Annotated in this window: 14 protein-coding genes; 9 read left to right on the top strand and 5 right to left on the bottom strand. The window is 44.7% G+C overall.

The window, feature by feature from the left end:
* The first annotated feature begins 4 nt into the window (after positions 1-4).
* The 5 genes from ACQY3H_RS03800 to mtaB are packed head-to-tail and all read left to right on the top strand — an operon-like array spanning position 5 to position 4,961.
* Complete coding sequence (locus ACQY3H_RS03800; RefSeq protein ID WP_428075031.1) at positions 5-841, top strand: pantothenate kinase; 837 nt, start codon at positions 5-7, stop codon at positions 839-841.
* Positions 828-1,661 carry a phytoene/squalene synthase family protein gene (locus ACQY3H_RS03805; RefSeq protein ID WP_428075033.1) on the top strand — a complete coding sequence of 278 codons (834 nt, stop codon included), beginning with the start codon at positions 828-830 and terminating at the stop codon, positions 1,659-1,661. Before ACQY3H_RS03800 ends, ACQY3H_RS03805 begins: the two co-directional genes overlap by 14 nt.
* On the top strand, positions 1,633-2,976 hold the full coding sequence (locus ACQY3H_RS03810) for a tetratricopeptide repeat protein (protein ID WP_428075035.1): 1,344 nt from the start codon (positions 1,633-1,635) through the stop codon (positions 2,974-2,976). The genes ACQY3H_RS03805 and ACQY3H_RS03810 overlap by 29 nt, the downstream gene beginning before the upstream one ends.
* Positions 2,977-3,021: 45 nt before the next feature.
* Positions 3,022-3,720, top strand: coding sequence for an RsmE family RNA methyltransferase (locus ACQY3H_RS03815; RefSeq protein ID WP_428075037.1), 699 nt, complete (start codon positions 3,022-3,024; stop codon positions 3,718-3,720).
* Positions 3,717-4,961: a tRNA (N(6)-L-threonylcarbamoyladenosine(37)-C(2))-methylthiotransferase MtaB gene (mtaB, locus tag ACQY3H_RS03820; protein WP_428075039.1), complete on the top strand. Its 1,245-nt coding sequence runs from the start codon at positions 3,717-3,719 to the stop codon at positions 4,959-4,961. The genes ACQY3H_RS03815 and mtaB overlap by 4 nt, the downstream gene beginning before the upstream one ends.
* On the opposite strand, the gene ACQY3H_RS03825 is transcribed toward mtaB, so the two are convergent.
* Positions 4,958-5,500 (bottom strand): prepilin-type N-terminal cleavage/methylation domain-containing protein, encoded by a 543-nt coding sequence (locus tag ACQY3H_RS03825; RefSeq protein ID WP_428075041.1) that lies wholly within the window; start codon positions 5,498-5,500, stop codon positions 4,958-4,960. The two genes, mtaB and ACQY3H_RS03825, sit on opposite strands and share 4 nt — an antisense overlap.
* A gap of 181 nt (positions 5,501-5,681) precedes the next feature.
* Here ACQY3H_RS03825 and glmU point away from each other — a divergent pair, with 181 nt between their 5' ends.
* Genes glmU through pth form a run of 4 tightly spaced genes read left to right on the top strand, consistent with a single transcriptional unit; the run spans position 5,682 to position 9,303 of the window.
* Positions 5,682-7,082 carry a bifunctional UDP-N-acetylglucosamine diphosphorylase/glucosamine-1-phosphate N-acetyltransferase GlmU gene (gene glmU, locus ACQY3H_RS03830; RefSeq protein ID WP_428075043.1) on the top strand — a complete coding sequence of 467 codons (1,401 nt, stop codon included), beginning with the start codon at positions 5,682-5,684 and terminating at the stop codon, positions 7,080-7,082.
* The gene (locus tag ACQY3H_RS03835; protein WP_428075045.1) at positions 7,075-8,019 is read left to right on the top strand and encodes a ribose-phosphate diphosphokinase; all 945 of its coding nucleotides are present in this window, start codon (positions 7,075-7,077) and stop codon (positions 8,017-8,019) included. Before glmU ends, ACQY3H_RS03835 begins: the two co-directional genes overlap by 8 nt.
* A gap of 30 nt (positions 8,020-8,049) precedes the next feature.
* Entirely contained in the window at positions 8,050-8,739 is a 690-nt protein-coding gene (locus ACQY3H_RS03840; protein WP_428075047.1) for a 50S ribosomal protein L25, read from the top strand.
* 3 nt (positions 8,740-8,742) lie between these two features.
* Positions 8,743-9,303: an aminoacyl-tRNA hydrolase gene (pth, locus tag ACQY3H_RS03845; RefSeq protein WP_428075049.1), complete on the top strand. Its 561-nt coding sequence runs from the start codon at positions 8,743-8,745 to the stop codon at positions 9,301-9,303.
* A 31-nt stretch (positions 9,304-9,334) separates the two neighbouring features.
* On the opposite strand, the gene ACQY3H_RS03850 is transcribed toward pth, so the two are convergent.
* The 4 genes from ACQY3H_RS03850 to ACQY3H_RS03865 all read right to left on the bottom strand — a co-directional run bounded on the left by ACQY3H_RS03850 (position 9,335) and on the right by ACQY3H_RS03865 (position 12,696).
* Positions 9,335-9,853 carry a type IV pilin protein gene (locus tag ACQY3H_RS03850; RefSeq protein ID WP_428075051.1) on the bottom strand — a complete coding sequence of 173 codons (519 nt, stop codon included), beginning with the start codon at positions 9,851-9,853 and terminating at the stop codon, positions 9,335-9,337.
* A 188-nt stretch (positions 9,854-10,041) separates the two neighbouring features.
* Positions 10,042-10,596, bottom strand: a complete 555-nt coding sequence (locus ACQY3H_RS03855) for a type IV pilin protein (protein ID WP_428075053.1) — start codon at positions 10,594-10,596, stop codon at positions 10,042-10,044.
* A 32-nt stretch (positions 10,597-10,628) separates the two neighbouring features.
* Positions 10,629-11,144, bottom strand: coding sequence for a hypothetical protein (locus ACQY3H_RS03860; RefSeq protein WP_428075055.1), 516 nt, complete (start codon positions 11,142-11,144; stop codon positions 10,629-10,631).
* Between the two features lie 544 nt (positions 11,145-11,688).
* Complete coding sequence (locus ACQY3H_RS03865; RefSeq protein ID WP_428075057.1) at positions 11,689-12,696, bottom strand: phytoene/squalene synthase family protein; 1,008 nt, start codon at positions 12,694-12,696, stop codon at positions 11,689-11,691.
* Positions 12,697-12,723 lie beyond the last annotated feature (27 nt).

The following is a 12,723-nucleotide window of genomic DNA, read 5'->3' on the forward strand; positions in this document are numbered from 1 at the left end:
AAATATGAGCATAGTTATCGGTATTGATGTCGGTGGTTCTACCACAAAAATCGTGGGTTATACAGACGACGGAAAGCCTGTTTCTTTTCTCAAAGTGGAAGCGGCTGATCCGCAAACATCCGCGTACGGTGCCTTTGGAAAATTTGTGAGCGAAAACGGACTTTCGCTTACGGACATTACCCGTATTATTTTAACCGGGGTTGGCGCTTCGCTTTTTACCAAAGACATTTACGGAATCCCTACCGAAAAAGTAGATGAGTTTTTGGCAATCGGTTTGGGCGGATTGGAATTATCCGGTAAAAAAGAAGGGTTGATTGTCAGTATGGGTACCGGAACGGCATTTGTCCGCGCCGGGCAAAACGGCATTTCCCACATCGGCGGTTCGGGTATCGGCGGAGGAACGGTGGTAGGTTTGTGCGGTAAAATGTGCGGGGCCACTTCGTTTAAGACGGTGACCGAACTTGCCAAAACCGGTAAGTTGGGCAAGGTAGATTTGAACATTAAAGATATCAGCTCGGCGGAAATTCCCACCTTGCCGCCCGATACAACCGCATCCAACTTCGGCAAAATGGAAGACGGCGCAACCCCGGCCGATATCACGCTGGGCATTTTGAATATGACGTTCCAAACGATCGGTATGTTGGCTGTTTTTGCTTGCCGCAACGATCGGGTAAAAGATGTCGTGCTGACGGGTACGCTGACGCAAGTACCGTTTGCCAAAAAAGTATTTGATGCGCTTTACAAAATGCATGGTGTCAAATTTACTATTCCGCAAAATGCGCTGTATGCTACGGCCACAGGGGCGGCCTTGTCGTACTTAAAAAAACATGGAAGAAAATAAACCGTCTGTAAATACGTCCTATAAAAAATCCAGTTTCGGCCCGGCGTTTTTCTTTGTATCCAAACGCCGCCGGACGGCTTTGGCGGCCTATTACGAGTTTTGCCGTTTAATGGATGATATTGCCGATGAACCGAATGTCAAGGATCCGCTTAAAGAATTAGATTTTTGGCAGGAAGAAGTAACGCACATTTTTAATCATACGCCGCAAACCCCCTTGGGCCAACAATTAGCGCAAGCGGTGGATGAATTTGCTATCGGTAAAGAAAGTTTTGTGCAACTGATTGAAGGCATGCGCGATGATCTAAAAGGCAAAATTTATCATACGCAAGAGGAACTCAATACCTATTTGTACCGAGTGGCGGTGGTGGTGGGGCTGGCTACATTGGATATCTTGGAAGTTTCTAAACAGCCCGCTCGCACCTTGGCCGAAAATTTAGGCCGCGCGGTACAACTAACCAATATTATTCGGGATGTTTGCGAAGATGCCAAATTAAATCGCGTTTATTTGCCCGTAGATTTGTTGACGAAATACGGCTTAACGCGTGATGATATTTTAGCCGGAAAATCACAAGAAAAAACATCGCAAGTGCTGGCCGAATTGGCGCAAACGGCGCGTGCATATTATCAAAAAGCCTTTGCCCAAATGAAAACGTTACCCCGCCTGAAAATGCTTCCTTGCCGGATGATGGGGTGCGTTTATGCTAAAAATCTTGCTAAAATAAGTAAAAGCGGTTTTATCGTTTCTCGCAGCGTAAAACTGACCAAAGCCGAAAAATTGATAGGAGTTGTTTATGCGTGTAGTCAAACCGTTTTGGGTTAGCGGATTATTATTTTTAGGTGCCATATCTTGGACGTATGCGGCCCAAAATTTTACGAACATGCAATCTTGTTTGGAACAAGGCAAAAAAGAGTTTAATGCCCAAAATTATCAAGCGGCTAAAACTACTTTTACCCAATGTGTTCAATTGGATCCTAAAAATTCCGATGCGCAATTATCGTTGGGCGGAGCCCTTTTAACGCTGGATGATTTAGACGGAGCAGATACCGCTTTTCGTGCGGCCCTTGCGGAAATGAAACGCACCTCTCCGTATTTTTCTTATACCTATTCTATGTTGGGGGATATCGCCCTGAAACGCCAGAAAAACGACGAAGCGTTAGAGTGGTACAGCAAGTCGCTCGTGTCCAACGCGGCCAACGTTAATTCTTTAGTAGGCAAAGGTGTTATTACCGAATATAAGGGCGATAAAAAAGGCGCCGCGGGCTTTTACCGCTCGGCACTGGCCGTAGAGCCGCTTAACTTAGTAGCGCGTCAACGGCTTATCAATTTAGAGCCGGATTACATGAGTGATGAAGAAATTTTAGATGCCTTAAAACAACGCTATGCCATCCAACCGGATGTTACAGAACTGACCGATTCTTTGCGTAAATTATTTAGTGAAATTCACCTTGCCGAACAACGCATGGGTGTTAGTTATTTACATAATAAATATCCTAAAGTCCCCGGTGATTATTTGGTAACGCTTAATAAAGGAACGGCTTTTGAGCGTGAAATTTTAACGTTAGCCGGCTATCAAGCCTTACAAAAACATATCGGCCAAGATGCCATTGCCGTTTTCCAACGGGCGGGCGTTCCGGTGCAAGATGTGTTCAAATTACGCGATTTGAAAGGGTATAAGTTATTTAAAAAAGATAATACGCTTACGCCCAGCGGTTTCTTTGCTTATACGGAAGCGTTGAAAAACCGTAAAGTGTTTTTACTCCCTAACGAATCTACCCCGCCGAGCCAAGAATTACTCAAACAAATGGCGCGGTTGGAAGAAGAACTTAAAAAAGCCGGCTATGTGGAAATTTCTGCTAAAGAATTAAAATTTTTAAAGAAAAATACCAAATGTTCCGATGAAACCTTACGTGAACAATTGGGCTTGTATTTAATGCCGGTTAGTAAAACCGAAAACCGGTATTTTATTATTTCTCGCCAAACTCCGGATCCGAAAAAAAGCGCATTGTATTGTTTGCTGATGAAAGAAAAATCAAAATACGATAAAACCGTAACCGTTCCGCGCAATTCACTCGTGGAAAGTTATGCATATTATGGTTATTCGTTGTGTTTAGGTGACGGAAAACTCGTCAAATAATCTTATTTACGGATTAAAGATGTTGTTCTAAAAGGTAAAACTTGTATGCCCCAGTATTTTGCGGATATCAAAGAAACCGAATTTTTCTTACTAGATGACGAGGCCCACCACGCGGCTACTGTTCAACGCCATAAAGAAGGCGACACCATACTTGTGTTTGACGGTACAGGCCGCCAATACGACGGGCGCATTGATAAAATCCAAAAAAAATTTGTGCGCGGCACACTTCTTAAAAAGCATGACGTGCGCCGCGTTCCTTTGCAAATTACGCTTTGTTTTGTGCCTAATTCGCGCGTTGGGTTAGAAGAAGTATTGGATAAATGCACGCAGTTGGGCGTCACGTTTTTTCAGCCGGTTTCTTCCGCGCGCAGTGAATATGATATTTTCAAAAAGTGGGAAGAAAAACAAATCCGCTGGGAGCAAATTATGCTTGCCGCGTGCAAACAGTGTAACACACCTTTTTTACCGAAATTAGTAAAACCCGCGCCTTTTTCGCAAGTCATTACGGAGCAAAAAATACCGTCTTTGCTCGCTTATGAAGCCGAACAAAATCACACGCTTTCGTGGGGATTAGCACAATTAAATCACCCGCAACACGTTCGCCTTTTTATCGGCCCGGCGGGCGGTTGGACGGCGGACGAAGTTGCGCTGGCGGCCTCGCATCATACGCCGGCGGTAACTTTGGGTGTAAATATCTTGCGGGCCGAAACGGCTTGTATCGCCGCCTGTGCTAAACTTTTATGACCACTTTTTTTATTAAAACGTTCGGGTGTCGCGTCAACCAAGTAGAAAGCCAAGCGCTTTTAGAAGATTTTTTACGCCATCATTTTACGCCTGCGGCCGATTTTGAAACGGCGGATATTTGCGTATTAAACACGTGTACCGTTACTCATCAGGCCGATAAAGATGTAGAAAAATTAATTCGCCAAATTCTGCGTCGCAATCCAAACACAAAACTGATTTTAACCGGGTGTTATGCTGCGGCGCACCGGGCGCATATTCGGGAGATTTTTCCCACCGCGCGAATCGTAGGAAAATACGATTTGGGCCGCGTGCTTTTTGATGAAGAAGATCTTTGTTGGACCGTGTCCGGACATGAAGGCCATAGCCGCGCGTTTATTAAAATTCAAGACGGGTGTGACTGTTTTTGCTCGTACTGCATTGTGCCGTTTGCACGAACGGAAAAACGCTCTAAACCGTTGGCGGATGTTTTAACGGAAATCAAAAATCTCGTACAAAACGGGTTTGCCGAAATTGTACTTACGGGTATCAATATCGGTAATTTTTGCTGCCCGAAAACGGGGGCCGATTTAGCGGCACTCTGTGAAGAAATAACCAAACTGCCGGGCAATTTCCGCGTGCGATTTTCGTCCATAGAACTCCAAACAGTAACGGATGGAATTATCCGCGCCATGCAAAATTATCCTGCGCGGTTTTGTAATTATTTGCACTTGCCGTTGCAGGCGGGGAGCGACCCGGTATTACAAGCGATGAACCGCCATTACAATACGGCGCAGTACGCCGCGCGCGTGGCGGACTTACGTAAAAACGTGCCCGGTATCGGCATTTTTGCAGACGTAATTGCCGGGTTCCCTACGGAAACAAAAGATAATTTTGAAGAAACGGTTGCTTTTATCCGTGCCCAAAAATTGGCGGGGCTTCACGTGTTTAGTTATTCGCCGCGCCCCGGCACCAAAGCCGCCAAACTGCCGCAACTGCCCGCGGAAGAAATCAAACGCCGCGCGGAAATTTTGCGCGCGTTGGATAAAGAGTTGCGGGGGCAATTTGCCGCATCTTTTGTAGGAACGGAACAAACGGTATTTGTGGAAGAATACAAAGAAGGCCAAACGCGCGGGCTAACTTCCAATTTTCAAACCGTATTTATTGAAAACGCCCCGAAAGATTTACACGGTTTGGCGCATGTGAAAATTACGCATGCCGACGCAAACTCCTGCTATGGGAAAGTTGTGCCTTTTACGGTTTAAGGTAATAAATAATATCTACCGGAGGCTCCGGTTGATAAAGTTCCTTTGAATAACTTTACGCAATAATCTCCGGCTGATAAATTGGTATCAAACAAAAGATCTGCGCTGCTTGTTCTTTCAAAACATAAAATTTGTTGTTTAGGTGCTCCGGATGTTGTTTCAAACACCCATTCAAATCCGGCCCCGGCATATTTCCCGCGGGTTCGACAGATGTGCGTATTTACATAACCACCATTATTTTGAATTTCTATTGTCCAATCGGCATTTGATCTGGGGTCTTTTGAGCCGCCCCAACAAGCGCTTCCGGTTGCCCACGGAATTTCTAGGGCCAGTTCATCAAAATTGGTGGCATAATCGCCGTTAGCAATGTGATACGCTTCTTGGGCTTGAACAACTGACTTTAGCAAACTTAATGCTTGGGCTCCGCGTGATTTTTCCACGGCTTTTTGATATTGCGGCAGCGCAACGCTCGCCAATATACCGATTATTAAAACTACTACCAATAATTCAATAAGTGTAAATGCTTTATTATTTTTCATAAAAAAGTCCTGTTTGATTTTTTACTGTTATAGATATTGTATATATTTTTTGATTTTCAAGAAAAATTTAATACTTGCCGTATAAGACACCCAGTTCCACCGAAAAAACAGATGGCCGCTTGTATGGTTTGTTTTGATTTGTTATAATATTTCTATACTTTTTAGGCAAGAGTTAAACAAAATGGTAGCCCAAAAGAATTTGTGTGTGTTAATTCTCGCGGCCGGAAAAGGCACGCGAATGAAATCTTCTCTCCCCAAACCACTACACCCGGTTTGCGGGTTTCCGATTATCTCATATATTTTAAAAGCCGCCCATGCGTTGCGCCCGGCGGCCATTGGCATTGTAGTAGGAAACGGGGCCGAACAAGTTATGCAGACCGTGAAAGACGGTTTGCAAGCATGGGGCGTAAATACACCGTTAGTATTTGCCGAGCAAACCGAACTGACCGGATCCGGCTCTGCAGTTAAAGCGGCTGTGCCTCTTCTAAAAAAATTTGAAACCGTACTTATTCTAAATGGCGATACGCCGTTACTTCGCGCCGAAACATTAGAAAAAATGGTCACTGATTTTACTAACCGCCAAAGCGGAGCGATGGTATTGGGTGTCAATGTGCCTAACCCGTTTGGATACGGACGCGTTGTTCGTAACGCGCAAGGCGGGTTTGAGTCTATTGTAGAACAAGCCGACGCGGATGAAGAAACCCAAAAAATTACCGAAATTAACAGTGGTATGTATATTTTTAAATCGGATTTATTGCAAACCGCGCTGACACAATTAACTCCGCAAGGGCCGAAGAATGAGTATTATTTAACCGATACCCTTTATCTGATTAAACAAATGAATCAGTCGGTAGATGTCTTTTGCGCAGATGACTTTACCGAAGCATTAGGTATTAACAGCAAAGCACAATTGGCCGAGGCCGGACAAATCTTATATGCCCGCACCGCTGCTCGTTTAATGAACGAGGGCGTTACACTTATCCAACCCGAAAATACCTTTATTGATGAAGGTGTCCAAATCGGGGCCGATACCATTATTTACCCCGGTACTTATATATTAGGGAAAACGACTATCGGCAAAAACTGTGTGCTGGAAGGCGGCGTGTATGTAAAAGATTCCGTACTTGGCGATAACGTAACCTTAAAAATGGGAACGTACGTGGAAGAATCTACGGTGGAAGCAACGTGCCAATTAGGGCCGTATGCACATTTGCGTCCGCAATCGGTACTTAAAAAAGGGGCCAAAGTAGGTAATTTCAGCGAAGTAAAAAAATCAGTCATCGGTGAAGGCTCCAAAGTAAATCACTTAAGTTACATTGGGGATACCCAAATGGGGGCCGGCGTGAACGTCGGTGCGGGAACGATTACCTGCAATTACGATGGTAAAAATAAACATCAAACGATTATTGAAGACCATGTGTTTGTGGGATCTAATGTCAATTTTGTGGCACCTGTAACGGTGCATGAGTATGCAAAAATCGGTGCGGGCTCTACTATTACCAAAGAAGTAGCAGCCAAATCGCTGGGCATTGCCCGGGCGCGCCAGGTCGTATTAGAAAACAAAGGGGTCAAAAATGACTAAAAGTGTAAACGGTGATTTGCGGATTTTCTCGGGCAATTCCAACATTGCATTAGCGCAGAAAATTTGCGGACATTTGAATATGGACTTGGGCAAATTGCGTGTGGAGCGGTTTGCAGACGGCGAAATTGATGTGCAGATTTTGGAAAGCGTCCGCGCGCACGATTGCTATATCGTACAGCCCACCTGCCCGCCCGTCAATGAAAATTTGATGGAACTGCTGATCACTATTGACGCGTTCAAACGCGCCAGTGCCGGAAAAATTACGGCGGTAATTCCGTATTTCGGTTATGCCCGTGCAGACCGGAAATCTTCCCCGCGCGTGCCGATAACGGCTAAACTGGCCTGTAATTTAATTACCGAAGCCGGAGCCGACCGTATTATGACGGTAGATTTACATGCCGGACAAATTCAGGGTTTCTTTGATATTCCGGTGGATCATTTGCGGGCACGCAAAGTATTTTTAGACTATTTTTCACAATTTGACCACAAAGACATTGTGGTCATCTCTCCCGATGTGGGCGGCGTGGAACGCGCCCGCAAATTTGCCGCACGCATGGATGCGGGGCTCGTGATTATTGATAAACGCCGCCCCAAACCCAATGAAGCGGTGGTGTATAACGTCATCGGGGACGTGCAAGATAAAGTAGCCATTATTTTTGATGATATCGTGGATACGGCCGGAACGCTGACGACCGTAGCCCAAAAAATCAAAGAACGCGGCGCGCGTGAAATCTATGCGGCTTGTACGCATGGCCTTTTGTCGCGCAATGCAATAGAACGCATCAATAAATCCGATATCAAGAAGTTGGTCATTACCGACTCTTTGCCTATCCGCGATTTAGGGCCGAAAGTGGACGTGTTGTCGGTTTCGTATTTGCTGGCCGACGCTATCAAACGTAACCACGACGGACGTTCAATCAGCGATATGTTCAATTAACCCTTTTGATAAAGGAGTTGGAGGAAAAAAATGGAAAAAGTAACTATACAAGCCGAAAGCCGTGAAGGTATCGGCGTCAAAGGAACGCTCTCGCAAATCCGCGCAGAGAAAAAAGTTCCGGCCGTAGTTTATGGCGGTCATAAAGAACCCGTAAGCATTACCGTAGCCGTAAAAGATTTAGAAAAAATCATGAAAGCCGGTAAAAATACTTTGGCAGAAATGGACTTGAACGGTGCTAAAGAATTAGTGCTCGTTAAAGAAGTACAATTCCACGCCGTAACCGATAAACCGATTCACGCCGACTTTCAACGCGTCAGCATGAAAGACAAAATGGACGTTGTCGTTCCGCTTAAATTGGAAGGTATGCCTGCCGATGTGGCCCAATACGGTGCTATTATTGAACACATCTTGCGCGAAATTGAAGTGCGCGCTTTGGTCAGTGCTATCCCGCACGAAATCGTGCTTGATATTACGCCCATGACCATTAACAAAGGTCTTTTGGCCGGGGACATTAAACTGCCCGAAGGCGTAGAACTCATTACCGATGCGCAAGCGCCTGTGGTGCACTTGGCTATCCCGAAAGATGATACGCCGGCGCCCGCTCCCGCTGCCGATGCGGCTGCAGCCCAACCGGAAAGTTCTTCTACCAAAGGTAAAAAGGACGAAGAAGGGAACTTGGCTAAAGACAATAAAGACGCCGCCAAGGACGCTAAGAAATAATCTATGGCCATTCTCCTGGTGGGGCTGGGAAACCCCGGTGACCAATATGCACGTACGCGCCACAATGCCGGTTTTCGGGTGGCAGATGCGTGCGGAGCAAAATGGGGAGCCGAGTGGAAGGACTGGCAAAAACTGGGAGAATATGCCAAAGTTTGTGTGGGCGGAACAGACGTATATTTGTTAAAACCGCTTACCTATATGAACGAATCGGGCCGGGCTGTTAGCAGCCTGGCCCGGTTCTATAAAATCGCGCCGCAAAATTGCGTGATTTGTTTTGATGAAGTTGCGTTGCCTATCGGGCAACTACGCTTACGCAAAAGCGGATCGGCCGGCGGTCAAAAAGGCATGAAAAGCGTGATTGAGCAATTAGGCACGCAAGATATCGTACGTTTGCGCGTAGGTATCGGGCCGAAACCCGAAAAAATAGACCTTGTCAATTTTGTGCTCGGCAAATTTTCTGCCGCCGACGAAGAAATCCTAAAACCCACCCTTGAACGCGCTGTCGGCGCATTGGAAACATTTCTTACCCAAGGCATTGAAAGAGCCATGGGCCAAATCAATTAAATTTTTCATACAACACTATTTTTGCGCCAAGTTATTGATTAAGCGTGTAGTACATATATCCAGTTTTTTGGCCTTCGGGCGTGAACGCACCCCACCCCGCTCGTTGAACTCCCAAGGATTTACATAATTTAACGGCCTGCTTATTTGCCAGATTGGCTACACAATACGCCGCACCGTCTTCTACTGTCATGTGATGAAAAGAAAAGGATAGATCGGATCTCCCACATACGACTGCCGGTGTGAAACCGCTGCTATGTATAATACAACAATACATTTCGTTATTTGACCCACAAGTGTTGCCATCTACTTGTGAGGAAGTGAATCCGGCGGGCAAATCTACGGCTAAAGAATCAAAATCGGTGGCCCAGGTACCATTGGCGGTAAAATATATTTCTGAGGCTTTAACTAATGCGTTGGCGGTACTGCGCAAGTTGGCAAACCGCGATTTGTTGACGGCTTGTGTATATTGCGGCAAGGCCACGCTCGCTAAAATACCGATAATCAAAACCACTACTAATAATTCAATAAGCGTAAATGCTTTTGTGTTCATATAAAATTCTCCTTACTGATTTTTTGTTACTATAATTATTATCGTTTTTTTTTTTGATTTGTCAAGGGCGATTTGGCAGAGTGCGCAAGTTATTACGTATTTGCGCGTTTGTATTGCCCCGAAATTCAATTAGATAGATTCTTTATTATAAAATATCCCCCGGATATTCTGCCGGGGGACATTTTGTGTTAATGAATAGTGTAGTAATTATAACCCGTTTGATTTCCGGTAGGAGAATTGGTGGAATCGGTTTTGATAAAAGTGGAGCCCACCAAACTTTTACATAATTTATCGGCGTTGGCATTAGTGGCTTTGGCTGCGCATAAATCTTTTTCTTTCAAAGGATTCACTGCCTCAATGGTATCTAACAAGTAAATATAAGAGAAAGAATAGTCTGCCCGACCGCAAGTTACACTGGTGGCCCAAGAAGCATCCTTTTGGCGCAGACAACAAAAGAAATCATTATTATAAGCGCAAGAACGGTGGGGACTGTCTGTATGTACCATTGTTAACCCGGCAGGAGCATCCACACTTAATTCATCAAAATTGTCGGACCATTCTCCGTTAGCCAAATGATAGGCTTCCATGGCTTTGATGTATGGTTGGGCCATACTTCGCAAGTTAGCAAAGCGCGATTTATTGACGGCAAGCGTATATTGCGGCATGGCCACGCTTGCCAAAATACCGATAATCAAAACCACTACCAATAATTCAATAAGTGTAAATGCTTTTGTATTGTTCATAATTATTTATTCGCTTTATTTTTTATAAAAAATTATTCTAACACACAACCCAAATCTTTTCGTTTTTCTCCGCCAAACCATTGGCAAACTTCCAATGGGGCTGGATACGTTTGTTCCATCATAACGGTGGTCTCTTTTTTTTGCAGAAACCAAACGGTACGCGCTTCCATAATGATTAACGGGGCCGTTTTATTACCGTTGACGGTCAAACGCAAAATCGGGGTGATGCCTTCCAAATCATCCGACCCGTAAAATTTTCGTTTGCGCTCGGCATCTACTTTGCATTGTTTGGCAGTACATTTGAAAAAATAGTCCCAAGGCGTTTTTTCGGGCAAAGAAATTCCCAACAGAAAAAATTTTGTTTCGGAATCGTTTGTATAGGGCATCTTTTTGTGAACGGTATAAAAGCGTTCCAGTTGTTTGCCGATGGCTCGTAATGTTTTGGTGGCTTGTTGCACTTGCAGACGTGTTTGTTGCGGAGTAACTTCCGCATGAAGGGCTGCCGTCGCAACTACAAAACAAATTAAAAGAATGATTTTTTTGAACATAACCTACTCTTAAACATAGTATAGTATTTTTTCTGTTTATTGTCTTAAAATGCAGGGCCGGGTGATGCGCGTGTGCCGGATTTTGCAAATTAAATTACTGCAGGACTAGGCCTACCCCAGTTGCAGGATTTTTTGAGTAAAATTTAGTGCAAGGCTAGGCGACAGGCATATGCCGGATTTTGCAAACTAAATTACTGCAGGACTAGGCACGAACGAAGGAGTAATACTGTAGGAACTCGCGCGTTAGCGCGGAAGTATGCGACTGAGTGAGTAACAACGTCCTGCAGCAATTTAGGACGCAAAATAAACCCCCGCGTATTATTTCGGGGGTTTAGCTCATTGTCGTTTTCATTTGACGTATGTTCCTCTTTCCGCCGGGGGCTACAATTCCGGGTCTTCACGCAATCGGGGGATACGCCGTACCCGCCACAACTGCAACCAAGGAAAAATGTGCATTCCCTGCGTACTTGTAATGATAGTATAAACGATTTGTAAAAAATTTCAAGGGGTATTTTGAAAAAATTTTTCTCGTCGGAAAAATCAATTATTTATTAAATTTTTCCAATTTATGCGCGAGCCATTTTTCAAATAAACGGTTGCTCAGCCACAACGGTGGGGTGGCAAGCAGTGTCAAATAAATAGTACTGCGCGGAATTTTTACACGTTGTGTTACATCTAACAAACAAGTTGTTTTATTTATTTTTTGTAACGTGTCGGCGGCCCATAATACCGGCCATGCTACGGCGGCACGTTGCCCCGGATGTGTTTTAGGCAGTAACCGGAAATACTTTTTCCCGGCTTGCAAACGGTTGATCCCCCAGGAAATCCACTTTTGTTTAATAGGTTCAAATCGCGCACTGTTTTTTGTATCCAATAAATCATGGGGGGTTAAATTGTATTTTTGTAAATCTTCCAGCGGAAAATAACAACGGCCGATTTGTAAATCTTTGGGCAAATCGCGCAAAATATTGACGATTTGTAAAGCATCCCCGATGTGCTCGCCGAGTTCAAAAAATGTTTCTTTGTCGGCGGGAATTGTAGCGGTTTGATAAATTAACTGACTCCAAAATTTCCCCGGTTTTCCGCCCATTAAACGGCAATAATTTTCCAATTCTTGCTCGGTTTGAAAAGCAACGACGGACGCATTTTTCTCTTGCGGAAAAGTTTGTAAATCAATTTTCATTCCGTTGCACACGGCACGGGCTACTTCCAAAATAAACGGCTTTTGTTCTTCGGAAATTCGGTTGAATGCGTTTAGGCACGGGCGTAAGTTTTCAATCAAAATTTTTTCGTATGGGTTTTCGCTGCCGCCTTCAATTTCGTGAGCGAGTTGGGTGATATCGTCCGCAGGTTGCTTTTCAATAATAATCGGGAATTTTTCTATCCAAAACAAGCGGCGTTCGGCGGGGAGCAAAGGCGTATCGGCAATCGTGTCGGCATACCTACATAATAAATAGGCCACCGAAAACGCCGGGCGCATCGCTCGCGGAAGCGCTTGCACGCTTAAATATAAACTGCGTGACGTGTTTTTTAATAACGTTTCCAAGTCCATATATATAAGGATAGCAAAATATGGATA

It is taken from the genome of Candidatus Avelusimicrobium luingense (assembly GCF_902757105.1).
Classification (GTDB): domain Bacteria; phylum Elusimicrobiota; class Elusimicrobia; order Elusimicrobiales; family Elusimicrobiaceae; genus Avelusimicrobium; species Avelusimicrobium luingense.